The sequence below is a fragment of the Frondihabitans sp. GW821-FHT04F02 genome (assembly GCF_059420045.1).
Window position 1 is genome coordinate 566,164 of record NZ_JBWKSZ010000002.1, and the last position, 21,628, is coordinate 587,791.

Annotated in this window: 20 protein-coding genes; 5 read left to right on the forward strand and 15 right to left on the reverse strand. The window is 69.9% G+C overall.

Annotated features, from left to right (window positions below; genetic code table 11):
* Positions 1-26: 26 nt before the first annotated feature.
* Together AC07TY_RS07755 and AC07TY_RS07760 are read right to left on the reverse strand one after the other, a co-directional pair.
* Positions 27-974, reverse strand: coding sequence for a ferritin-like domain-containing protein (locus AC07TY_RS07755; RefSeq protein WP_494784913.1), 948 nt, complete (start codon positions 972-974; stop codon positions 27-29).
* A 206-nt stretch (positions 975-1,180) separates the two neighbouring features.
* Complete coding sequence (locus AC07TY_RS07760; protein WP_123505308.1) at positions 1,181-2,128, reverse strand: ferritin-like domain-containing protein; 948 nt, start codon at positions 2,126-2,128, stop codon at positions 1,181-1,183.
* Between the two features lie 189 nt (positions 2,129-2,317).
* Here AC07TY_RS07760 and AC07TY_RS07765 point away from each other — a divergent pair, with 189 nt between their 5' ends.
* Entirely contained in the window at positions 2,318-2,680 is a 363-nt protein-coding gene (locus AC07TY_RS07765; protein ID WP_494784914.1) for a hypothetical protein, read from the forward strand.
* Between the two features lie 4 nt (positions 2,681-2,684).
* On the opposite strand, the gene AC07TY_RS07770 is transcribed toward AC07TY_RS07765, so the two are convergent.
* Positions 2,685-3,014 (reverse strand): hypothetical protein, encoded by a 330-nt coding sequence (locus tag AC07TY_RS07770; protein ID WP_494784915.1) that lies wholly within the window; start codon positions 3,012-3,014, stop codon positions 2,685-2,687.
* Between the two features lie 161 nt (positions 3,015-3,175).
* Positions 3,176-3,868 (reverse strand): SDR family NAD(P)-dependent oxidoreductase, encoded by a 693-nt coding sequence (locus AC07TY_RS07775; protein WP_494784916.1) that lies wholly within the window; start codon positions 3,866-3,868, stop codon positions 3,176-3,178.
* Positions 3,869-3,969: 101 nt separating this feature from the next.
* On the opposite strand from AC07TY_RS07775, the gene AC07TY_RS07780 reads away from it, so the two are divergent.
* Positions 3,970-4,833, forward strand: coding sequence for a helix-turn-helix transcriptional regulator (locus tag AC07TY_RS07780; protein WP_123505305.1), 864 nt, complete (start codon positions 3,970-3,972; stop codon positions 4,831-4,833).
* Between the two features lie 104 nt (positions 4,834-4,937).
* Here the strand turns inward: AC07TY_RS07780 and AC07TY_RS07785 are convergent, their stop codons facing one another.
* Both AC07TY_RS07785 and AC07TY_RS07790 read right to left on the reverse strand, forming a co-directional pair.
* Positions 4,938-6,236, reverse strand: a complete 1,299-nt coding sequence (locus AC07TY_RS07785; RefSeq protein WP_494784917.1) for an MFS transporter — start codon at positions 6,234-6,236, stop codon at positions 4,938-4,940.
* Positions 6,237-6,292: 56 nt separating this feature from the next.
* On the reverse strand, positions 6,293-7,828 hold the full coding sequence (locus AC07TY_RS07790; protein WP_494784918.1) for a glycoside hydrolase family 43 protein: 1,536 nt from the start codon (positions 7,826-7,828) through the stop codon (positions 6,293-6,295).
* A 259-nt stretch (positions 7,829-8,087) separates the two neighbouring features.
* On the opposite strand from AC07TY_RS07790, the gene AC07TY_RS07795 reads away from it, so the two are divergent.
* Positions 8,088-9,119 (forward strand): LacI family DNA-binding transcriptional regulator, encoded by a 1,032-nt coding sequence (locus AC07TY_RS07795; RefSeq protein WP_494784919.1) that lies wholly within the window; start codon positions 8,088-8,090, stop codon positions 9,117-9,119.
* Positions 9,120-9,167: 48 nt separating this feature from the next.
* Here AC07TY_RS07795 and AC07TY_RS07800 read toward each other — a convergent pair whose 3' ends face one another.
* From AC07TY_RS07800 to AC07TY_RS07820, 5 genes are all read right to left on the reverse strand, one after another.
* Positions 9,168-9,668, reverse strand: a complete 501-nt coding sequence (locus AC07TY_RS07800; RefSeq protein WP_494784920.1) for a glutathione peroxidase — start codon at positions 9,666-9,668, stop codon at positions 9,168-9,170.
* Between the two features lie 159 nt (positions 9,669-9,827).
* On the reverse strand, positions 9,828-10,697 hold the full coding sequence (locus AC07TY_RS07805; protein WP_494784921.1) for an ABC transporter permease: 870 nt from the start codon (positions 10,695-10,697) through the stop codon (positions 9,828-9,830).
* Complete coding sequence (locus tag AC07TY_RS07810; RefSeq protein WP_494784922.1) at positions 10,694-11,650, reverse strand: ABC transporter ATP-binding protein; 957 nt, start codon at positions 11,648-11,650, stop codon at positions 10,694-10,696. The genes AC07TY_RS07805 and AC07TY_RS07810 overlap by 4 nt, the downstream gene beginning before the upstream one ends.
* A gap of 136 nt (positions 11,651-11,786) precedes the next feature.
* On the reverse strand, positions 11,787-13,469 hold the full coding sequence (locus AC07TY_RS07815; RefSeq protein WP_488624553.1) for a class I adenylate-forming enzyme family protein: 1,683 nt from the start codon (positions 13,467-13,469) through the stop codon (positions 11,787-11,789).
* A 459-nt stretch (positions 13,470-13,928) separates the two neighbouring features.
* Positions 13,929-15,221 carry a M18 family aminopeptidase gene (locus AC07TY_RS07820; protein ID WP_494784923.1) on the reverse strand — a complete coding sequence of 431 codons (1,293 nt, stop codon included), beginning with the start codon at positions 15,219-15,221 and terminating at the stop codon, positions 13,929-13,931.
* A gap of 34 nt (positions 15,222-15,255) precedes the next feature.
* Between AC07TY_RS07820 and AC07TY_RS07825 the strand changes: the two genes are divergently transcribed.
* Entirely contained in the window at positions 15,256-15,903 is a 648-nt protein-coding gene (locus AC07TY_RS07825; protein ID WP_494784924.1) for a histidine phosphatase family protein, read from the forward strand.
* A gap of 92 nt (positions 15,904-15,995) precedes the next feature.
* On the opposite strand, the gene AC07TY_RS07830 is transcribed toward AC07TY_RS07825, so the two are convergent.
* On the reverse strand, positions 15,996-16,802 hold the full coding sequence (locus AC07TY_RS07830; RefSeq protein WP_158614162.1) for an alpha/beta fold hydrolase: 807 nt from the start codon (positions 16,800-16,802) through the stop codon (positions 15,996-15,998).
* A 48-nt stretch (positions 16,803-16,850) separates the two neighbouring features.
* Between AC07TY_RS07830 and AC07TY_RS07835 the strand changes: the two genes are divergently transcribed.
* Positions 16,851-17,594 (forward strand): NAD(P)H-hydrate epimerase, encoded by a 744-nt coding sequence (locus tag AC07TY_RS07835; protein ID WP_494784925.1) that lies wholly within the window; start codon positions 16,851-16,853, stop codon positions 17,592-17,594.
* Between the two features lie 21 nt (positions 17,595-17,615).
* On the opposite strand, the gene AC07TY_RS07840 is transcribed toward AC07TY_RS07835, so the two are convergent.
* The 3 genes from AC07TY_RS07840 to AC07TY_RS07850 form a co-directional block, all read right to left on the reverse strand.
* On the reverse strand, positions 17,616-19,061 hold the full coding sequence (locus AC07TY_RS07840; protein WP_233579890.1) for an MFS transporter: 1,446 nt from the start codon (positions 19,059-19,061) through the stop codon (positions 17,616-17,618).
* 111 nt (positions 19,062-19,172) lie between these two features.
* The gene (locus AC07TY_RS07845; protein WP_199738217.1) at positions 19,173-19,466 is read right to left on the reverse strand and encodes a DUF4193 family protein; all 294 of its coding nucleotides are present in this window, start codon (positions 19,464-19,466) and stop codon (positions 19,173-19,175) included.
* A 138-nt stretch (positions 19,467-19,604) separates the two neighbouring features.
* The gene (locus tag AC07TY_RS07850; RefSeq protein WP_494784926.1) at positions 19,605-21,047 is read right to left on the reverse strand and encodes a family 20 glycosylhydrolase; all 1,443 of its coding nucleotides are present in this window, start codon (positions 21,045-21,047) and stop codon (positions 19,605-19,607) included.
* Positions 21,048-21,628: the final 581 nt, after the last annotated feature.

Below are 21,628 nucleotides of genomic sequence, written 5' to 3' on the forward strand. Positions count from 1 at the left end.
GGCGACGTGCACCCCGGCCCGGTCTCTCAGGCCGTCGGGCTGCCCGGGTTCCCGCTCGCGACGATCGCGCCGTTGACGCCCGCGGGGAAGAATCCGCCCTTGTCGACCTGGTTCGGGTTCAGGTAGACGACGTTCAGCACGCGGGCCGCGGTCCGGCCGAACGCGATGGAGTTCGCGTCCGTCGGAACAAGGTTCTGCGTGTTGTTGACGACGACGCCCTGGTCGTCCTTCGTCGGACCGTCGAGCGAGTCGCGGGCGTCCGAGATCCGGTCGGCGGGAGTGTGCAGGCCCTTGCGGAAGAGCTCGCTCCGGATGATGCCGGCGTGGTACGCCTCCACCGACAGGATGCCCGCGGCGGCGCCGAGGTACGTCTTGTTGGTGATGAGCGGCGCAGCCCCCTTGTAGGCCGTGACTCCCACGTCCTCGAAGATGTAGGCGCCGAGCAGGAAGTTCTCGTCGCTCGCGAACGGGTCGAACGTCTCGCCCTTCTTGATCAGGCCGGCCGCCGTGGCCGCAGCCGTGAAGCTGTTGCGCAGGTCGATCGCGGGCCGTGCCACCTTGGCTCCGCCGAGAGCGGTGCGCAGGAACTTGACGTGCGCCTTCTCGTCGGCCGCGATCTCCGTGGCGATGGCACGGACGAACGACGACTTGAACGGCACCTTGTGGCCGCCGAGCACCTTCCCCTGCGGGTCGATCCCGCCGATCAGCGAGCTGTCGAGGCCGGTGCCGTACACCGCGCGGAGGTAGAACTCCGCCTCGAGGTACTCGAGGTTCAGCGCGAAGTTGAGGATCGCGGAGTCGGTGACGGCTCCGTCCGACGCGGTGTCGGCATGGGCGGGCAAGGCCCCTCCCGCGACAGCAGCCACGCCGACCCCGACGCCGGCGACGCCGGCCGCGGTGAAGAAGTTGCGCCGGTCGAGCGAGTTCTCGGCGCTTCGCGTGATAGCGGTCGTGATGAATTTCTTGTCGAACATCGTTGTTCTCCTTCTGGGCACTGCAGAGCAGACGACGCGATGGGTGATCGGAGCCGGTCCCAGATGCCGGTTCCTCGCGTCGAGAGGGAGGAGTCCCCCTCTTGGGGGACAAGCTATCCCCGTTCCGCGCTGAGCGCTAGAGGCGGCACGTTAACGCAGGAGGCGGCGGGCGCCTGATCGCGCCCGCCGCCTCCCTCGCTGCTCGATCAGGACGTGGGGTCGCCCGCCGCGCCGCTCGTCGAGATGGTGCCGTTGACGCCGGCCGGGTAGAAGCCGCCCTTGGTGGCCGCGTTCGGCGTCAGGTAGACGACGTTCAGCACGCGCGGTGCGGTCCGGCCGTAGGCGATGCCGTTCTTGTCGGTCGGAACGAGGTTGCGCACGTTCTTCTCGACCACGCCCTGGTCGTCGTTCGACTTGCCGTCGAGGCTGTCTCGGGCGTTCGAGATGGCCTGCGCCTGCTCGTACAGCCCGGTGTTCAGGATCCGCTCGCGGATGATGCCCGCGTGGTACGCCTCGACGGCCAGGATGCCGGCGGCGGCGCCCAGGTACGTGGCGTTCGTGATGAGCGGCGCCGCACCCTTGTAGGCCGTGACTCCGACGTCTTCGAACAGGTAGGCGCCGAGCAGGAAGTTCTCCTCGTTGGCGAACGGGTCGAAGGTCTGGCCCTTCTTGATCAGGCCGGCGGCGGTGGCCGCGGCGCTGAAGCTCGTCTTGAGGTCGATCGCCGGGCGCGAGACCTTGGCCGACCCCAGAGCGGAGCGCAGGAACGCGACGTGCGCCTTCTCGTCCGCCGCGATCTCGGTCGCGATGGCCTTGATGGCGCCCGACTTGAACGGAACCTTCTTGCCGCCGACGACGCCACCCAGGGTCGCCGTGCCGTCGGTCATGCTCGAGGGCAGGCCCGAGCCGGTGACGGCGCGGAGGTAGAACTCGGCCTCGAGGTACTCGAGGTTGAGGGCGAAGTTGAGGATAGCGGCGTCGCTGACCTCATCGGCATGGGCCGGAGCGGCAGGGCCGGCGAGAGTGTTGCCGGCGATGGCCGCCACACCCACACCCACGCCGGCGACGCCGGCGGCGGTGAAGAAGTTGCGACGGTCGAGGCCGTTCTCGGCGCTCCTGGAGATGGCGGATGTGATGAATCGCTTGTCGAACATCGATGTTCCCTTTCTGGGTACTGCGACGCAGGCGGCGCGCTTTGTGAACGGAGTCGACCCCAGATATCGACCCCACGCGTCGGGAGGGAGGAATCCCCCTCTCGCCGCTGACGCTAGACCCCCGGGGGCCTCCCGGCATAGGGCATTGCGCGAATTGGCTCGATTGCTACGCGCTGTTTACCCTGGGGCATGCTCACTCGCCGCGACGCCGCCCTCCGCCTCGACATCCCGCTCGAGATGGCGACGCGCCACGGCATCCCGTCGCGCTTGACCGAAGACGAGCTGGCGGCGATCGAGAGCGACCCGCCGCAGTGGCTCGTGCAGTCGCGCACGAACCGCACGGGTGCCAAGAAGGTGTGGGTGCACCTGGACTGCGTCGTGTGCGGATTCGCCGAGGACGCCCGTCCGAAGAAGTGGTGGCCCGACTGGACCTACCTGATGTGCGACTACCACTCGCCGTTCCAGGCGCCGGAGCCCACGGCCGGCTTCGCGCGGACAGAGGTCGAGGGCGTCGGCAGCCGCTTCATCGCACTGGTCGACGAGCGGTCGTAGCGCCTCAGGCCTCGGAGCCGGCCTTCGAGTCCTTCGCCCCGGCCTTGGCCTGCGCTTTGGCCTCGGCCTTCGCCTCGGCTGCCTTGCGGGCGGCGATGAACTCCCGCTCCTTTGTCAGCGACTCGATGGTCGCCGCGTCGAGGAAGTCGATGAAGGGGTTCGTCTGACCGGTCTTCTGCTCGACGATCGTCGCGTAGGCGGTCGCCGCGCTTCGAAGCTCGGCGGCGGCGCGGCCGGCCTTCTTGAGCGGGATGGGCTTCAGCCCGACGATCTGCGCGTGCTTCTCGAGAGCGTGCGTGAGGTCTTTCAGGGCGGTGTCGATCTTCTTGGTCACGGGGCCATTGTGGCGGGTCAAGGTGAACAGGCAAACCGGCCCCGGGATCTTTTCGGTATCGCACACCTGTCGGGCGGTCCGAGTGCGTGGAATCTGCGGGGTCCGGGCCCGCATCCTGCCGATTCCACGCACCCGCCGGCTCGCTCGGTGGCGCGGGTCCGCTAGAACGCCGCGGGGCCGCTCCGGTCGATGAAGGTGCCGGTGGGGCCGCCGACCGGGAGCGTCGCGAGCGTGACGATCGCGTCGGTGCCCTCGGTCACCGTCTGATGACCCGAGTTGCCGTTCAGGTCGGTGGCCGTGTAGCCCGGGTCGGCCGCGTTGACCTTGATGCCGTCGAGCGCGCGGGCGTACTGCACGGTGAGCATGGTGACCGCCGACTTCGACGAGTTGTAGATCGGCGCGACGACCTTCGACTCGATGCGGTTCGCGTCGTGGACGGAGTCGAACGAGCCGAGACCGCTCGTGACGTTGACGATCGTCGGGTTGGCCGACGCCTGCAGCAGCGGTAGGAACGCGTGGATGGCCCGCACGATGCCGAACACGTTGACGGCGTAGACGCCCTCGAAGTCGGCGCCGGTCAGCTCGGCGGGCTTCGACTGAGGGCCGGTGACGCCGGCGTTGTTCACGAGAACGTCGAGGCCGCCGGCGGCTGCGACCGTCGCGGCGGCCGCGTCGACCGATGCCTGGTCGGTCACGTCGAGCTGCACGAACGTCGCGCCGAGCTCGTCGGCGGCCTTCTGGCCGCGCTCGGCGTCGCGGGCGCCGATCCACACGCTGTGCCCGGCCTCGATGAGGCGGCGGGCGGTCTCGTAGCCGAGACCCTTGTTGGCTCCTGTGATGAGTGTCGTTGTCATGGCTCCATGGTGCTCGTCGTGCCTCGGAGTGCCCAGGCCCCCGTCGACGGTAGGACTCGCGATACCAGCCGCGGTCCCGAGTTCCTGCGCACAATAGAGAGGTGCAAGATCCTCACGGCGAACTCGCCTCGCTCCTGAAGTCGTGGCGCGAGCGCCTGTCGCCGGGTGCGGTGGGCCTCCCCGCAGGAACGGGCCGCCGTGCGACGGGCCTCCGACGCGAAGAGCTGGCGGCGCTCGCCGGGCTCAGCGTCGACTACGTCGTGCGGCTGGAGCAGGGGCGAGCGCGCAACCCGTCCGACCAGGTCGCGGCCTCCCTCGCGCGGGCGCTGCAGCTCACCGATCACGAGCGCGACCACCTGTACCGCGTCGTCGGCCTCCTGCCTCCCGGCGACGGCATCGTGTCGAACCACATCCCGCCGAGCGTCCAGCGCCTGATCGCGCGGCTCGGCGAGACGCCCGTCGCCGTCTTCTCGGCGACGTGGGACCTCCTGACCTGGAGCCCGCTCTGGGCGGCGCTGCTGGGCGACCCGTCTCTGGCCCCGGCGCGGGAGCGCAACCTCGTGCGAGCCGTGTTCGCGGGCTCCGACCTGGCAGGCGGAGCGGGCTTCCGGGTCCGGCAGGAGCTCGGCACGGAGCACTTCCAGGGCTCGCTCGTCTGCGATCTGCGCGAGGTGCAGGGCAGGTACCCCGGCGACCCGGCGGTCCGGTCGCTGATCGACGGCCTGATGGAGACGAGCGAGCTGTTCCGCACGATGTGGGCGTCGGGCTCCGTCGGCACCCACGTCTCCGAGCACAAGTACGTGACGCACCCGCTCGTCGGCGAGATCGAGCTCGACTGCGACGTGTTCTCGGTCGCGGGGTCGGACCTCCGTATCGTCGCCTACACGGTGCCCGCCGGCAGCCCCGAGGAGTCGAAGCTCGACCTGGTGCGCGTCGCCGGGCTCACCGCCGCCGCCCGTCCCTAGCCCCGTGCCGCCCCAGAATTTCAAGGAGATTTTTCGCAGAACTGCCCCGGATCGCACCTGACTGGCGCCATCCGGGGCATTTCTCCTTGAATTTCTGAAGCGGGTCAGCGCACCGACTTGATCCGCGTGATCGTGAACGCGCCCAGCACGGCCATCGCGATCGAGATCGGGAAGATGAACGTGTACGACCCGGTGGCGACGGCGATCGACGAGGTCATGATCGGGCCCAGGGTCTGGCCGAGAGTCGTGGCCAGGTTGAGGATGCCGAGGTCCTTGCCGGCCTCCTCCTTGCTCGGCAGCACGTCGACGTTCAGCGCCTGGTCGACCGACGAGTAGACGCCGTAGCCGAGGCCAGCGATGCCGGCGTACAGGAACATGCCCATCGTCGTCGGCCAGATCCACGGCATGGCCACTCCGACGGCGAACAGCACCGATGCGACGACGACCGGTACCTTGCGGCGGCCGATGCGGTCCGAGATCGGCCCGGAGCCGAGCGAGGCGACGAGGCCGACGACGAGCGTGATGATCGACATGACCGAGATCGTGGCGGCCGACTCGGCGACGGTCTGGCCGATGTACTGCTGCACGATGTAGAGCTGGTAGGCCGCGATCATCTGGTAGCTGATGAGCATGAAGAGCCGGCCGACGAAGGCCTTGTAGAAGTCGGGGGCGTGGCGGGGCGGGCGGAACGACTTTCCGAGCTCCTTGAAGCCTCCGGCCTTCGCGGGCAGGTCGAGCGCCGACTTCTCACGCGGCCAGACGATCACTGCCAGCACGCCGGCGAGCAGCATGAGCGCGCCGCCCAGGAAGTAGCCGGGCATCGTCACGGTGATGAACGCCGCTCCGACCAGGGCGCCGATCGGGTACCCGATGGTGACGCCGGCACCCCAGAACGCCGACATCGTCCCGCGAGCGGAGAGCGGCACGCGGTCCGAGATCACGGCGACGGCGGGGGCCAGCATCATGTTCAGGCCGACGAGCGCGAACGAGTAGACGACCGTGATGCCGACCGGGTCGTCGATGACTCCGACGGCGGCGAGCGCGACTCCGCCGAGCACTGCGCCGCCGACGATCCACGGCGTGCGACGGCCGAAGCGGGTGCGGACGCGGTCCGAGAGATTGCCGAACACGAGGTTCGAGACCAGCGAGACGACGGCGGTGATGGCGTTGATCGTGCCGAACCAGGCCTCGGGCGACGCGACCCCGATGTCGGTGAGGCGCTGCGGCAGCAGCACGTTCGCGACCATGGCGAGGCCGACCGCCCAGAACAGCCCGATGATGATGAAGCCCGCGCCGAAGCGGACGAGACGAGGGCGAGTCGGGATGGCCGTCGTCTCAGGCGCTTCGGTCGCGGTCGGCGACGGCCGTGACGCGGACTCCGGGATGGTCGGGTGGGAGCTCATGAGAGTGCCTTCTGGGGTCGATTCGACGTGCAGGGGGAGGAGGAGAGCGGGGCGGGTCAGACGCCGGTGGCGTCGTACCCGTCGAACGCGACGGTGCCGGCAGTGGCGTACAGGCCGATCACGCGGCCGGTGAAGGAGGCGGCCGTCTCGGCGGTCAGGTAGCGGCCGTCGACGGACGCGAGGCGGAGCTCCTGATAGGCGCCGCCCGGCACCCCGGACGACGCCCAGAGCGACACGAAGTCGCTGGTCATCATGTCGGGGCCGAACCCGTCGGCCTCGGGTGCGGCCGAGTCGAGGTGGAGCGTGACGGGCCCGGCGGGCAGGCGGCCGGACCACTCCCGGCTGAAGCTCGGCACGGAGGCGCGGGCGGTCACGACGACCTCGTCGCCGTCGGTGCGGGCCTCGATCTCGTAGTGGGCCTGCTGGTCGTAGCGCACGCCGAGGCCGCCGGTACCGTTCGAGACGTCGACCGTGGTCTGCGACGTGACCGACCAGGTCAGCTGGCGGCGGCCGACGAAGACGGGGTGCGCGTCGTCGAGGGTCGATCCGTCGCCGGTCAGGGTGAGCACGCCGCGCTCGGCGTCGATGGCGGCGATCTCGGCGGGGGTGCGGCGGACGGCCATCCAGCGGTCGTCGAGCGGAGCGTCGAAGCGCACGGAGTCGGCGATCGGCCTCTGCTCGGAGAGGAGGACCGGCTGGGCGACGGGCCAGCCGTCGATCCAGTCGACGGTCGACACGAAGGTCTCGCGGCCGAGCGGTGAGAACGCGCGGGTGCCGCCGCCGGGGCGGACGCCGAGCAGGACGATCAGAGTCTGGCCAGCGGGGCCCTCGACGAGGTCGCCGTGGCCGGTGTTCTGCACGGGTCGGATCGTGCTCCGCGCCGTCAGGAAGGGGTTGGCGTCGTAGGCCGTGAACGGACCCTCGGGCGAGGTGCCGCGGGCGATCGAGACGCCGTGGCCGCGCTCGGTGCCGCCCTCGGCGATCATCAGGTACCAGTACTCGCCGCGGTGGTAGAGGTGCGGCGCCTCGGGGAACATGAAGCCCGAGCCCGACCAGAGCGAGCGGGGCTCCTCGAGGATCGCGCCGGTGGCGAGGTCGACCTTGACCTGCTGGATGCCCAGGTGCGTGCCGAGCTCGTCGCCGCTCATGACGAGGCCCGAGTAGGTGACGTAGGCGGTGCCCTCATCGTCCCAGGCGAGGTCGGGGTCGATGCCGTTCAAGCCCTCGACGACGGTGCCGTCGCTCCACTCGCCCGCGGGGTCGGTGGCGGTGAAGACGACGCAGCCGCGTCCGGCGGGAATCACGACGATGACGTAGAAGACGCCGTCGCGGTAGCGGATGGTCGGGGCCCAGACGCCGAGGCCGGTCGGAACCTCGGTGACGGCCAGCTGGCCGAGGCGCGTGCCGACGTTGCCGACCTGCTCCCAGGTCACGAAGTCGTGGCTGCGGTAGACGGGCAGGCCCGGGTAGTACTCGAAGGTCGAGGTGACGATGTAGTACGCCCCGTCGGCCGCGACCACGCTGGGATCGGGGTTGAATCCGGGCAGGATCGGGTTGGGGTAGATGGCGCTGCTGGTGTCGTCGTCGTTCACGGCATGCTTCCTTGCACTAGGGCTTCGTTGCGCTCCGAGCGGTGGCGCCGCGGTCGTTGCGACTCTGCACTCTCGTTGCCGTACTGCACTGTCGTTGCGGTACTGCACTGTGCGAAACATTTTCGTCTTGTTTCGCTCAAAAGCGACTCTAGGTCGGTTTTCAAGCCGCGTCAACACGGCTGTGAGCCCTCACATCCGCTTCGTAGAAAGGGCACGCCTGCGCAGGAACTGGCGAAACCTTTTCGCTACTATGGACTCCATGCCCGAAGCCCCCCGCCGCCGCGCCACCCTCGACAGCGTCGCCGAGGTCGTCGGCGTCTCGAAGGCCACCGTCTCGAAGGTCCTGAACGACCGGCCCGGGGTCTCGGAGGCCACCCGCCTGCGCGTCCACGACGCCGTCCGGCTCCTCGACTACGCCCCGACGACGCGAGCGCCGGAGTCGGGCGGACGTCGTCGCATCCTCGTGCTCTTCGACACGCTCGCGAACCTGTACTCGCTGCGGATGCTCGACGCGCTCCTCGCCGGGGGCCACGCCGTTGGCGTCGAGATCGTCGCCGACGTCATCGCGCCGCTCGACCCGGGGCCCGCGTCGCGCCTCGAGCCGCACCGGATCCGTGCGCTCTGGCAGCGCGGCTACGCCGGGCTCCTCGTCGTGACGACCCAGCTCTCGCGCGACGCGCTCCGGGTGTGCGCCGAGCTGGACCTCCCGGTGGTCTCGATCGACCCGCCCAACGCGCTCGACCCCGACGTCGCAAGCGTCGGCTCCAACAACTGGTCGGGAGCCATGCAGGCCACCGAGCATCTGCTGGGCCTGGGGCACCGCCGGATCGGCTTCGTCGGAGGCCTCGCCACGCACGCCGGGCTCCGCGAGCGGCGCGCCGGCTACCGGTCGGCGCTCGAGGCGGCGGGGCTCGACGAAGACTCGGCGCTCGTCTCGGAGGACGGCATGATCAGCGCCGGGCCCGAGGCGGTGCGGATGATGGACCTCGTCGACCCGCCGACCGCGTTCTTCGTGTCGAGCGATCCGGGCGCGCTCGCCGTGATGCGCGAGCTCGCGCGCGCCGGACTCCGTGTGCCCGACGACGTCAGCGTCGTCGGCTACGACGACACGTACGCGGCCCTGCCGGCGCCGGTCCTGCTCACGACCGTGCACACGCCGCTCGACGAGATCGGCCGGACGGCCCTGTCGACGGTCCTCGCCATGATCGAGGGCTCGGCGCCGCTCTCCCACCACCTGCAGCTGGCCACGTCGCTCGTGGTGCGCGAGTCGACGGCGGCGCCCCGGGGCTAGTCTCTGCGGCGCTGGGGAGGGTCACGGCCCCGCGGGGCGGCGGCGGCTCTAGCCGACGACCGGCACGGGCAGGTTGGCCTCGACGAGGGCGACGAACTCGTCGGCGGCCGGGCTCTCTTGCGGGCGGACGCGCGCGACGACTCCGCCGCCGGGCGCGACGAGGTACTTCTCGAAGTTCCACTTCACGTCACCGGCCTCGCCCGAGGCGTCCTCGACGGCGGTGAGCTCGTCGTAGATCGCGTGCCGGTCGTCGCCGTTCACGTCGACCTTCGCGAACACCGGGAAGTCGACGCCGTAGGTGGCGACGCAGAATTCCTGGATCTCCTCGTTCGAGCCGGGCTCCTGCCCGTTGAACTGGTTGCACGGGAAGCCGACGACCTGGAGGCCCTGGTCGCGGTACTTCTCCTGGAGCTGCTGGAGGTCGGCGTACTGAGGGGTGAGGCCGCAGCGGCTGGCGACGTTGACGACGAGCAGCAGCTTGTCGCTGTACTCGGCGAGGGAGGTGGTGGTACCGGACGCGGTCTCGACGGGGACGTCGTACAAGCTCATGCGCGAGATTCTACGTCCGACAGCCGTCGTTTTGGCGGGTCGGCACGGCTCGCGCTCCCTGGGGTGTCGAGCGAGACCTCTCGGACGTACGCGAGATGGCCGCCGTCGTCGCCTCCCGGCCGGGGAGGCGACGGCGACGGCCATCTCGGGGAGCGGACGCTACGCGTCGCGGCGCTTGACCAGGATCACGGCGAGGATGCCGGTGACGAGAAGCCACCCGAGCACTACGACGAACCCGAGGCCCTGATCGAGCGAGACGACACCCTTCACGACACTCGCCTCGCCGGCTCCGTAGCCGAACATGAGGCTGCCGGCATTCGACGGCAGGAACGCCAGGACGTTTTCCGCCCACTTGGCCTGTGTGATGCCGAAGACGATCTGCATGCCGATCTGAGCGACGAAGAGCAGCCCGATCCCGGCAGCGATGCCGCCGGCGCTGGCGCGGATGACGACACCCAGGGCGAACGCGATCAGTCCAGCGAGCGCGAGGTAGCCGGCACCGCCGACGAGGGCGAGCCAGAACGTGCCGTCCGACCAGTCGAGATCGATGTCGCTGCTGCTCGAGAGGATGGGCGACGCCACGAGCGCCGAGACCACGAGCGACACGAGGCCGACGACGAACGTCGTGATCCCGAACACGATGGCTTTGGCGAACACCGCGCCGAGGCGGCGCGGATCTGCCGTGAAGGTCGACTTGATCATCCCGGTGCCGTACTCGCCGGTGATGACGAGCGCACCGAGCACGGCCGCGATCAGTGACGTGAAGTTGATACCGAGCGTGACGGCCTGCGTCGCACCCGTCTGAGCGAGCTCGTAGGGGAGGCGCGTGCCGTCACCTGTGCCGCCGATACCGCTTGATGCGATGAGCAGAGCGAACCCGACGTTGAGCACGAAGATCAGCGCGAAGCACCAGAACGTCGAGCGGAGGCTGCGGAGCTTGATCCACTCCGAGCGGAGGAGCCCGGCGAAGGTGAGGTGCGAGAGGCTCGCGTGGCTGGTGAGACGGGCGGGTGCGGTCGCGGTGCTCATCGGACTGCCTCCTTCTGGGTGTCGGCGGAGACGGCGGCGGCGTCGGGCACCGAGGTGTCGCGGTACTCCACCTCGTCCTGGGTGAGGCTCATGTAGGCGTCCTCGAGGGAGCCGGAGAGGGGGGTCAGCTCGTGCAGGACGACGCCGGAGGCGGCGGCGAGCTCGCCGATGCGGGAGGCCGGCAGACCGTGGACCTCGAGGAGGTCGGCCGCGGTCCCGGTGACCGTGATGCCCTGGCCCTGGAGGAGCGGTGTGAGGGACGAGGCGTGCGGGGTGCGGACGCGGACTCCGTCGCCCTTGGCTCGGGCGAGGATCGTCTCGACCGACTCGTCGGCGATGACCCGGCCGCGGCCGAGCACGATGATGTGGTCGGCGGTCTGGGCCATCTCGCTCATCAGGTGCGACGAGAGGAAGACGGTGCGGCCCTCGCGGGCCAGGTGCCGTGCCAGGGTGCGGACCCAGACGACGCCCTCGGGATCGAGGCCGTTGACCGGCTCGTCGAGGATCAGAGTGGCAGGGTCGCCGAGCAGGGCGGCGGCGATTCCGAGGCGCTGGCCCATGCCGAGCGAGAAGCCGCCGACGCGCTTCTTCGCGACCGACTCGAGGCCGGTGAGGGCGATGACCTCCTTGACGCGCTTGGCGCCGATGCCGTGGGTGGCGCCCATGGCGAGGAGGTGGTCGTAGGCGCTGCGGCCGCGGTGCACGGCTTTCGCGTCGAGGAGCACGCCGACCTCGCGGAGCGGGGCGCGGTGATCGGCGTAGCGCTTGCCGTTGACCGTGACGCCCCCCTCGGAGGCGCGGTCGAGACCGACGATGAGGCGCATCGTGGTCGACTTGCCGGCGCCGTTCGGGCCGAGGAAGCCGGTCACCATGCCGGGCTGGACTTCGAACGACACGTGGTCGAGAGCCACGCGCTCGCCGTACCGCTTGGTGAGGCCGTCTGCGATGATCATGCTGTCTTCTCCGTGCTCTCTGATTCCATGCTCACGAAGCTACGCAGAGCCCGGCCGCCCGGCATCGTCCCGGGGTACCACGGGGGTACGCCGGGAGGACTCACCTGGGTCACGCCCGGACGGCACCGGGGGAGCGCTACCGCTTCGGCTTGGTGAACTCGCCGTCGGCGAAGTCGCGCGTCGAGCGGTCCTGCATCACGAAGTGCTGCTTCTTGCCGGTGGCGGTGTACGGCAGCTCGTCGACGAACGCGTAGAAGCGCGGGCGCTTGAAGTCGGCGAGCTCGGCCGACGCGCGGCAGTACGCCTCGAGCTCGTCGGCAGCGGCCTGGTCGTCGGCGGGGAGGCCATCTCGGCGGACGACGTAGGCCACGACGATCTGGCCCCACTCGGTGTCGGGCAGGCCGCAGACGATCGAGTCGGCGACGCCGCCGTGCTGCGCGAGGAGCTCCTCGACCTGCACCGGGTGGACGTTCTCGCCGCCCGAGATGATCATGTCGTCTTTGCGGCCGACGACGGTGATCACCTCGTCGTCGTTCCAGGTGGCGAGGTCGCCGGCGAAGAACCAGCCGTCGCGGAACTTCTTGGCGTCCTCCTCGGGGTTGTTTCGGTAGGCGTAGCCCGACTTCACGCTCCGGACGGCGACCTCCCCGATCTCCTTGCCGTCGGTCGCGACCTGGTCGGCCGGGTCGCCGAGCCCGGTGCTGCGGACGGCCACGACCACGACGTCGTCGTCGATCGACGCGCGACCGGCGGCGCCCGCGTAGGTGGTCAGCTCGTCGCCCGGCAGGAAGGTGTTCCAGAACGCCTCGGTCGTGCCGTAGCCGTTCGAGATGTTCGGCGTCAGAACCTTCTGGTAGCGGAGGGCGGCGTTCCGCTCGAAGGGGGCGCCCATCGTGACGATCCCCTTGAGGGTCGAGAGATCGCGGGGCGTGGCCTCCTGCTCGTCGGCGAGCCGCTCGAGGTTGGTGGGGGCGCCGATCACGTACGTGACGCCCTGCTGCTCGACGAGGTCCATGACCAGCCCGGCATCGAAGCGCGGCAGCGTCACGGCCTCGGCGCCCACGTAGAAGACCGTGTTCGGGCCGGCGCAGTAGGTGCCGCCGCGGTGGAACCACGGCGACATGTTCATCGTCTTGTCCTTGGGCGTCAGCGACATGTTGATGATCACGTCGTGCGCCGTCAGCACCTCGTTGAGGCTCGACAGCGGGACGGCCTTCGGGCGGCCGGTCGTGCCCGACGTGTAGAGGCGGGTGGTCTCGTCCCAGGTCGAGCCGTCGGCGGGGGCGGTGAACGACGGCGCCCCCTCGACGAGCAGCTCGTCGAAGCCGATCGCGCCCTCGACCGCGCTGACGTCGGCGTCGCCCACGGCGACCAGCACGCTCGGCCGGTGCGAGGCGAGCTCGAGCGCCTGCGCGATGAGTGCGGCGTCGGCCGCCTCGAACACGAAGACCAGCGGCTTCGAGTCGTCGAGGATGAAGGCGGTCTCGCCCGGGGCAAGCCGGAAGTTCATGGGCGACCCGACCGCGCGGAGGCCCTGCGTCGCGACGTACAGGAAGGCGAACTCGGGCCGGTTCATGAGCTGGTAGCAGACCACGTCGCCCGTGCCGACGCCGCGGTCCGCGAGGCCCGCGGCGAGCTGGCCGGTGACCTCGCCGAGCTCGGCGTAGGTCCAGCTCTGCCCCGTCTCGGAGTCGGTGAGAGCCGTGCGGCTCGCATAGCGGTGGACGTTGCGCTCGACACCCGCTGCGTACGTGAACCGGCTCTCGAACACCCCCTTCAGGACGGAGGGGTCGTAGTCGCTGTTCGACGTCGTGGTCATGGCGTGCCTTTCTGTGCGGGCGCCACCCGGCGCGGCCGCCTCGCTCGATGCCGACATCGTGTTGCGTCGTGCACCGACATGTCTACCCTGGCCTACCGTCGAGGGCCCGTCGAGGGCTCAGCCGGTCTTGCTCAGCCGGTCGTGCTCAGCCGGTCCTGTCGGGGACTTCGCCGCCGGTGTCGTCAGGCTCGAGGAAGTCCTCGTAGCTGGGCCCCGGATCGGGAGCCGGCGCCGCAGTGGGCAGACCCACCGGTCCGTGAGGCGTCGACCGATGGTGCTTGCCGAGATGCTCGACACGCACGGGCGGAACGCGGGGATCACTCGAGTAGCTGCTGGTCATGAGCGTTCCGAACCGATCCCCCGAGGGTTCTCGTAGCGCTTCATACCAGGCATAGTGGCAGACCGACCCGTCCATGCCAAGTCGGAGGCGCGGGGATTGACCGGCGGCGGTGGGAGCCGCTAGACGCCGCGCGGGTGGAGGAACGCCCCCGCAGCGAGCGAGAGCGAGAGGAGGTCGTCGACCCCGGCCAGCTCGCGAGCCGAGTGCATCGACAGCAGGGGAGCGCCGACGTCGATCGTGCGGATGCCCAGGAGGGTCGCGGTGAGCGGTCCGATGGTCGACCCGCAGGGCATGGCGTTGTTCGAGACGAACGGCTGGAACGGCACGCCCGCCTGCTCGCAGGCCCGCGCCCACTCGGCCGAGCCGACGCCGTCGGTCGCGTAGCGCTGCTTCGCGTTGATCTTGAGCAGCGGCCCGCCGTTCGGCACCGGCAGGTTGCCGGGGTCGTGTCGCTCCGGGTAGTTCGGGTGCACCGCGTGGCCGGCGTCGCTCGACAGGCACCACGACGCCGAGAACGCGCGGAATCGATCGCTGTCGGTGGCACCGAGGCCGGCGGAGATGCGCGTGAGCACGTCGGCCAGGATCGGGCCGCTCGCACCGCTCGTGCTGGCCGACCCCACCTCCTCGTGGTCGAAGGCGGCCAGGACGGAGATGGAGGCAGCGGCGGCGAGTTCCTGCGCCCCCTCGATCAGGGCGGTCAGCCCCGCGTGCACGCTCGAGAGGTTGTCCATGCGGCCGGCCGCGAGCAGCTCGCCGTCGAAGCCGATGCGCGCCGGTGCCGCCGTGTCGGCGACGAGCACGTCGTGGCCCAGCACCTCGTCGGCCCGGACCCCCGCGATGTCGGCGAGGGCGCCGAGGATGTCGCCGCCGCGCCCGCCCGACGAGTCGAGTCCGACGATCGGGTGCAGGTGACGCTGCGGGTCGAGCTTCAGCCCGTCGTTGACCCCGCGGTCGAGATGGATCGCCAGCTGCGGGAAGCGCAGGACCGGCCCCGTGCGCACCAGGTGGACGGCGCCGTCGCGGGTGACGAGGCGGCCGGCGAACTCGAGGTCTCGGTCGAGCCACGAGTTCGAGAGCGGACCGCCGTAGACCTCCACGCCCGCCTGCTGCCAGCCGTAGCTGCCCGTGTCGGGGTTCGGCTTCAGCTTGAACGAGGGCGAGTCGGTGTGCGCGCCCACGATCCGGAACGGCGTCGTCGCGGTCGCCCCCTCCGGCTGCACCCAGGCGATCACGGCGCCGTCGCGCACGATGAATCGCCGACCGGCCGACGTCGGCCAGGCGTCGCCCTCGGCCAGACGCGCGAAGCCGGCCGCCGTGAGACGCGCCGCGGCCTCCTCGGCTGCGTGGTACGACGACGGCGATGCCGAGATGAACGCGGAGAACGAGTCGATGTGGTCGGTGAGAGAAGTCATCCCGACCAGAATGCCGCATCGTAGGCTGAGAGGCATGCGCCTGCTCCTCATCCGCCACGGTCAGACCACTGCGAACGTCGGGGGGATCCTCGACACGAGGGCGCCCGGGCCGAGCCTGACCGAGCTGGGGCGCGAGCAGGCGGCGGCGCTCCCGTCGGCGCTTCAGGACACGGGCATCGAGGCGCTCTTCGTGTCGACGCTCGTGCGCACCCACCAGACGATGGCGCCGTTGGCCGCCGCCCTCGGCATCCAGCCGATGCCGCTCGACGGACTCCGCGAGGTCGAGGCCGGCGACCTCGAAGACCGAGCCGACCAGGAGGCGTACGAGGGCTACATCGACCCTGTCCACCGCTGGGCGGAGGGCCATCTCGACGTGCGGCTGCCCGGCGGTCCGAGCGGACACGAGTTCTTCGCCCGGTACGACGACGCCGTGGCCGAGATCGCCGCGAGCGGCGTCGCTGTGGCGGCCGCCGTCAGCCACGGTGCCGCCATCCGCGTGTGGGCCACGACGCGCGGGCTGTCGGACGACGGCTCCTTCTTGCGCGAGCACGAGCTCGGCAACACCGGCGTCGTCACGCTCGACGGCTCGCCCGACGCGGGCTGGACCCTGGTCTCGTGGGCCGGATCGCCCGTCGGCGGCGTCGGCGCTGGCGTGGCCGCCGACCCCACCGGCCGCGGCTGAGCTGCGGCTTCCGAGCGGCCTGATCGGCCGCCGCCGTCCCGGCCCGTGCCGATGACGTCCGCACCCGGCTTCGACGCCGGTCGGCATCGGCCCTAGGGCACCTGCGACCGCTGCACCTCGACGTACGTGCGGATCAGGTCCGAGACCTCGTCGACCGGCAGCAGCGACGAGCTGTGGTCCTGCTCGACCAGGTCGAAGAACGCGGCGCTCGGCATGCGCTTCGCCGCCGCCTGCGACTGCTCGTAGCGGGGGTGGTCGTGAGTGCCGGCGATCAGGAGGCTCGGCACCGTGATCCGCTCAGTCTCGACGTCGGTGATCTCGGGCTGCTCCTCGACGGCCTCGAAGAAGGCGCGCAGCGCCAGCGGGTCGTTGGCCCGGAACGCCTGAGCCGTCGCCGGGTCGACCTCGCGTCCGCGGAACGCGCCCCACCGCCTCAGGAACTCGTCCATCCCTCCGCTGTCGAGCGCATCGCGCCACGTCGGGAAGAACGTCGACGAGATGCGACCGTGCATGTCGCCGAACGAGCCGCCGATGGTGGTCAGAGTCAGGAAGCGCGCCGGCTCGTCGAGCGCGAGCCGCAGGCCGATGCGCGCGCCGATCGAGTATCCGACGTAGTGCACGGGGCCGAGTGCCGCAGCGTCGAGCACCGCGTCGACGTCCGAGGCGAACGCCGCGGGCACGTACGCGCTCGCGTCGTGCGGCTTGCCGCTGCGGCCGTGGCCCCGCAGGTCGAGCGCGATCACCGTGAAGTCGCTCTCGAGGTCGCGCAGGTAGCCGAGGCCCCGCCACGTGCCTTTCGAGAGCCCCGACCCGTGCACGAGCAGGAGCGGCTCGCCCGCCCCCGAGACCTCGTAGGCGATCTCGGTGCCGTCGAAGGGGCTCGGAGTCGTTGCGCGCATCCGGCCATTCTCGCAACTCCCGAGGGTCCGCCGTGCCACCATGGCCGCATGACGACTCCGGGATACAGCGCCGAGCAGGTCCGTCGGGCCGAGGCGCCCCTGCTCGAGGCGGGCGAACCCCTGATGAGGCGTGCCGCTGCTGCGCTCGCCGACGAGGTGCGCGCCGTCCTGAGCACCCGCGGATCCGTACCCGGCGTGGTCCTGGTGCTCGCAGGAACGGGAGACAACGGCGGCGATGCGCTCTTCGCCGCGGCGTCCATCGCTGCCGACGGCACGGACGTGCGGATCCTCACCACGGGCTCGCGCGTCCACGACGCCGGGCTCGCCGCCGCCGTCGCTGCGGGCGCGTCGGCCGACGCGCGCGAGGCCATGCCCGGCTCGGCCGCGTTCGACGGGCTGCTCGAGGGGGTGGACGTCGTGGTGGACGGGATTCTCGGCATCGGGTCCGGAGGAGATCCTGCGCTCCGTGGTCGGGCCGAGGAGGTCGTCGAGGCTGTGCGCCCGCGCGTGATCACGCGGATGATGGGCGCGCCGTCGGTCGTCGCGGTGGATCTGCCCTCGGGCGTCGGGTGCGACGACGGGTCGGTGCCCGAGCCCGGAGCCGTGCTTCCTGCGTTGGTGACCGTGACGTTCGGCGCCGTGAAGGCCGGGCTGCTGCTGGCGCCCGCGTCGGGTCTCGCCGGGCGGGTCGTGCTCGTCGACCTCGGCCTCGACCTCGCGGGAGAGACGCCGCTGGTGCCGGCTCAGGCCCGCGAAAACGGCTCAGCCCCCCAGGAACTCCCGAGGGGCTGAGCCGAAGCGGCGGGTTCGGCGCTACTTGCGCACCACCGACAGGGGCTCGGTGATCGACTCCAGACCCTGTCGCTCGGCGTTGACCCCGAAGATCAGGGCGATGACGCCTCCGATGATCATGATGGCCGCGCCCAGGTAGTAGCCCGCGGTGAGCGGACCGCGGTCGGTGCCGTCGCCGACGAGCACGCCGTAGATGAGCGGCGCAAGGGCGCCGAAGATCTGGGCGAGCGCGAAGAAGTACGAGATCGCCTGGCTGCGGATCTCGAGGGGGAAGATCTCGGACACGGTCAGGTACGCGCTGGACGCACCGGCGGATGCGAAGAAGAACGCCACGCACCAGAAGATCGTCTGCGTCGTCGCGGTCAGGAGGTCGGCGCTGAAGAGGGCCGCCGACACCGCGAGCACTGCTCCAGAGATCACGTACGTGCTGAAGATCATCTTGCGGCGGCCGATGGTGTCGAAGAGCGGCCCGAGCACGAGGGGCCCGACCAGGTTGCCGATCGCGAACGGGAAGAAGTAGACCTGGGCGCCGCTGTCGCTGAGGCCGTAGAAGTTCGTGAGCACCAGCGCGTAGGTGAAGAAGATCGCGTTGTAGAGGAACGACTGCGTGATCATCATGGTCGCGCCGACGAGCGTGCGGGTCGGGTACTGCTTGAACAGGACCCGTGCGATCGTCCGGAACGGGATGCTGCCCGTCGCCTTGACCTCCATCGCGAGCTTCGGGTCGACGTCTTCGAGGTGGCCGCCCTCGTGCTTCACCCGCGACTCGATGTCGTCGACCGTCGCCTCGGCCTCTTTCTGGAAGCCGTGGGTCATCAGCCACCGGGGGCTCTCGGGGATGTTGCGGCGGAGGAAGATGATCAGGATTCCGAGGACCGGCCCGATGAAGAACGCCAGGCGCCAGCCGACGTTGACCGCGAAGATGTCGTGGTTCAGGAAGAAGTAGTTGGTCGCCGCTCCGAGAGCCGCACCGCCCCAGTAGGTGCCGTTGATGGCGATGTCGACGCGGCCGCGGTACTTGGCCGGGATCAGCTCGTCGATCGCCGAGTTGATGGCGGCGTACTCGCCGCCGATGCCGAGGCCGGCGACGAATCGGAAGACGAACAGGAACCAGACGGCGGGCGAGAGGCCCGCGACACCCGATCCGACCAGGTAGATCACCAGCGTCAGGATGAAGAGCTTCTTGCGCCCCAGGCGGTCGGAGAGCCGGCCGAAGACGATGGCTCCGACGACCTGGCCGATCAGATACGTCGTGCCGAGTGCGCCGACCTGCCCGGAGGACATGTTGAATTCCTGGGCGAAGCCGTTCGACGCCACGATCTGGATCTCGAGACCGTCGAGCACCCACGAGATGCCGAGGCCGACGATGATCGACCAGTGGAACCTGGTCCAGGGGAGTCGGTCCATCCGGGCGGCGACGAGGCTCGTCACCGGACCCTTGCTCTGGCTTGCCGTCGTGCTCGACATGTCTGCTCCTTCGCGCATCGCACCTCGGGTGTTGCGTGGAGCAACGCGGTGCACGGTAGACCCGCGGAGGCGTCGTGTCCGCCCGGGGCGAAAGCGCGTCGGTTTGTCGATCTAGAGCGCGGCGCACTCCATGCACACCGGTCCGAGCTTCGTCTCGTGGTCGAGCTGGATGCGCGGACGGACGAGGAAGCACTCGACGCAGGTGAACTCGTGCTCCTGGATCGGCAGCACGATGACGTCGAGCGCCTCGTCGACGATGGAGGCCTCGAGCTCGAAGCCGTCGGCCGAGTCGCCGTCGTCGAGGTCGGCCGTCAGGCCGGTCGGCTTGGTTGCTCGGGCGTCGATGGAGACGACGTTGTCGTCGGTGTCGGGGGCGTTGCGTGGGGCGTCGTAGTCGGCAGCCATCGGGATCTCCTGTGGGTCTGGGGGAAGCGGTCGGGCGGTCAGCCCGCCGCTACTATAGGCGGCATCAGCTGGTTGTCGCGCCATGTTCGCCGACGGCTGGCGTGCATGTCGGCGATCGGCTCTCGACGACGAGAAGAATCAGGAGCGCGCGGTCTCGATCATCGCGACCACGTGCGGCGTGCTCCAGCGCAGGAGAGCGTCCGAGGGCGGCTTCTCGAGGTCCTCTCCCCAGATCGCCACGGCCGCACCCGACATCGGAGCAGGAAGAAGCGAACCGGAGTCGCCGTCCCATGTCCGGAGCGACCAGTTCGTGCGGAGATCGGCGACGGTGTACGCGCTGTCGGCCTCGTCGAGATCGCTCGGCACCTCGTAGAGGTAGTACGAGTTGTAGTTGAGCAGGTCGATCCCCGCCGCCGAGAGATCGTTCGCGCTCGCCCGGTGCTTTCTCCGTTCAAGGCGCTCCGCCTCGTCTTCGGCATCTCCATCGAAGCTCCAGTAGGTGACGCGGACGCGCGGATCCAATCGCTTCACCGCCGTCCGGTCGATCCCGTCGTTCCAGGCCCACACCTGACGATTGCCGACAGCGGCCGCCATCGCATTCAGCCATCTGACGCGTTGATCGGCGGTGACGCCGCCTCCCCATTCGTCTCCGCCGATGTGCACGATGCGACTGGACGGGAAGGTCCGCGTCACCTCCGTGTACAGCTCGGTCGCCAGCGCCAGACTTCCCGGCGCCGAGGTGTCGAGCTCGCTTTCACCCGAACGAATGCGATCGACCCACTTGGTGCCGTGTCGAGCCTCGAGAAGGGCGAATGCGGCAGCCATGTGACCGGGAGTGTCGATCTCGGGCACGAGCGCGATGCCTCGCTTCGCTGAGTAGTCGGAGATCTCGCGAGCCTGCGCGGCGCTCAGAAAGGGACGGCCGGTCACTCGACTCGTGTAGACGCCGTCGTCGAGATCGGCATTCGCGGGGGTCTGGCCGAGGACTCTGCTCTCGATTCCGACGTTCTGGTCGTCGGTGAGGTGCAGGTGCAGAAAGCGGCCGCCGTTCTCGGCGAGGAGGTCGATGTACTTCTTGATCAGCGCCACCGGGTAGTAGGCCCGAGCGACATCGAGCATCACACCCGTGTCGGGACGTGCCCGTGTCGCGGGCGAGGTCCTGACACTGGCCGCCGACGCGCGGCAGTTCTGCGTCGAGTACACGCCAGTGCAGGCGAGGACCGCGTACTTCCCTTTCGCCGCGCGGGCAGGATCACGGTGGATCGCGCGGACCGTCGCGTTCGCGCCCCCCGCGAGTGACTTCACGGTGACCTGGCCGAGCGTGTACTTCTCGGTGCCTGCGGCCAGGTAGAGCCAGGCGCGGAGAGCCGGCTTCCGCACGGAGGAGCTGTTCGTGATCTTCAGGGTGGTGCGCACGGACGTGCCGGTCGAGGTGGCGGTGACCTTGGTGATCTTCAGCGGTGACGCCTTCGAGCTGAGGGCGGCGAGCGTCACGGCAGAGGCGTCAGGCGTCGCGGTCTTCGCTGATCCTGCGAATGCTCCGATGCCGACCAGCGCCGCAGCCGATATCGAAATCGCCACTCCGGCAGCGACGATCCGTCGGGCGTGACGAGGCGCAGGCGCTCCGTCCGCTACGAATCGATCTCTCTTCCGACGCACCACGACGCTTCCCCTCACCCGTGCACAGTCTTGACCCTCACCGCCGTGACTTTCCTTGCCAGAACGAGCTCACGAGCGTGCGTGTGATCGTATCGCGACCGGGGGAAGCAGAGCGAGACGGAGCCTGCGGCGCAGCCGCCAGAAGGCATAACTAGCTCCGCCGACGCCGCATGGCCCCCGCGCGGAGCACGAGGGCCATCCGGTGAGAGACGGAGCCCGCGGCGCAGCCGCCATAAGGCACCACTAGCTCCGCCGACGCCGCATGGCCCCCGCGCGAAGCACGAGGGCCATCCGGCACGAGACGGAGCCCGCGGCGCAGCCGCGCGCGGCGGAGCCGCCAGAGGGCGCCACTAGCTCCGCCGACGCCGCATGGCCCCCGCGCGAAGCACGAGGGTCATCCGGTGAGAGACGGAGCCCGCGGCGGAGCCGCCAGAAGGCATAACTAGCTCCGCCGACGCCGCATGGCCCCCGCGCGGAGCACGAGGGCCATCCGGTGAGAGACG

Bases quoted from the DNA above. Each gene is read 5' to 3' on its own strand.
- AC07TY_RS07755 (WP_494784913.1), bottom strand. From the start codon at position 974: ATGTTCGACAAGAAATTCATCACGACCGCTATCACGCGAAGCGCCGAG.
- AC07TY_RS07760 (WP_123505308.1), bottom strand. From the start codon at position 2,128: ATGTTCGACAAGCGATTCATCACATCCGCCATCTCCAGGAGCGCCGAG.
- AC07TY_RS07765 (WP_494784914.1), top strand. From the start codon at position 2,318: ATGCTCACTCGCCGCGACGCCGCCCTCCGCCTCGACATCCCGCTCGAG.
- AC07TY_RS07775 (WP_494784916.1), bottom strand. From the start codon at position 3,868: ATGACAACGACACTCATCACAGGAGCCAACAAGGGTCTCGGCTACGAG.
- AC07TY_RS07785 (WP_494784917.1), bottom strand. From the start codon at position 6,236: ATGAGCTCCCACCCGACCATCCCGGAGTCCGCGTCACGGCCGTCGCCG.
- AC07TY_RS07795 (WP_494784919.1), top strand. From the start codon at position 8,088: ATGCCCGAAGCCCCCCGCCGCCGCGCCACCCTCGACAGCGTCGCCGAG.
- AC07TY_RS07800 (WP_494784920.1), bottom strand. From the start codon at position 9,668: ATGAGCTTGTACGACGTCCCCGTCGAGACCGCGTCCGGTACCACCACC.
- AC07TY_RS07805 (WP_494784921.1), bottom strand. From the start codon at position 10,697: ATGAGCACCGCGACCGCACCCGCCCGTCTCACCAGCCACGCGAGCCTC.
- AC07TY_RS07810 (WP_494784922.1), bottom strand. From the start codon at position 11,650: ATGATCATCGCAGACGGCCTCACCAAGCGGTACGGCGAGCGCGTGGCT.
- AC07TY_RS07815 (WP_488624553.1), bottom strand. From the start codon at position 13,469: ATGACCACGACGTCGAACAGCGACTACGACCCCTCCGTCCTGAAGGGG.
- AC07TY_RS07820 (WP_494784923.1), bottom strand. From the start codon at position 15,221: ATGACTTCTCTCACCGACCACATCGACTCGTTCTCCGCGTTCATCTCG.
- AC07TY_RS07825 (WP_494784924.1), top strand. From the start codon at position 15,256: ATGCGCCTGCTCCTCATCCGCCACGGTCAGACCACTGCGAACGTCGGG.
- AC07TY_RS07830 (WP_158614162.1), bottom strand. From the start codon at position 16,802: ATGCGCGCAACGACTCCGAGCCCCTTCGACGGCACCGAGATCGCCTAC.
- AC07TY_RS07835 (WP_494784925.1), top strand. From the start codon at position 16,851: ATGACGACTCCGGGATACAGCGCCGAGCAGGTCCGTCGGGCCGAGGCG.
- AC07TY_RS07840 (WP_233579890.1), bottom strand. From the start codon at position 19,061: ATGTCGAGCACGACGGCAAGCCAGAGCAAGGGTCCGGTGACGAGCCTC.
- AC07TY_RS07845 (WP_199738217.1), bottom strand. From the start codon at position 19,466: ATGGCTGCCGACTACGACGCCCCACGCAACGCCCCCGACACCGACGAC.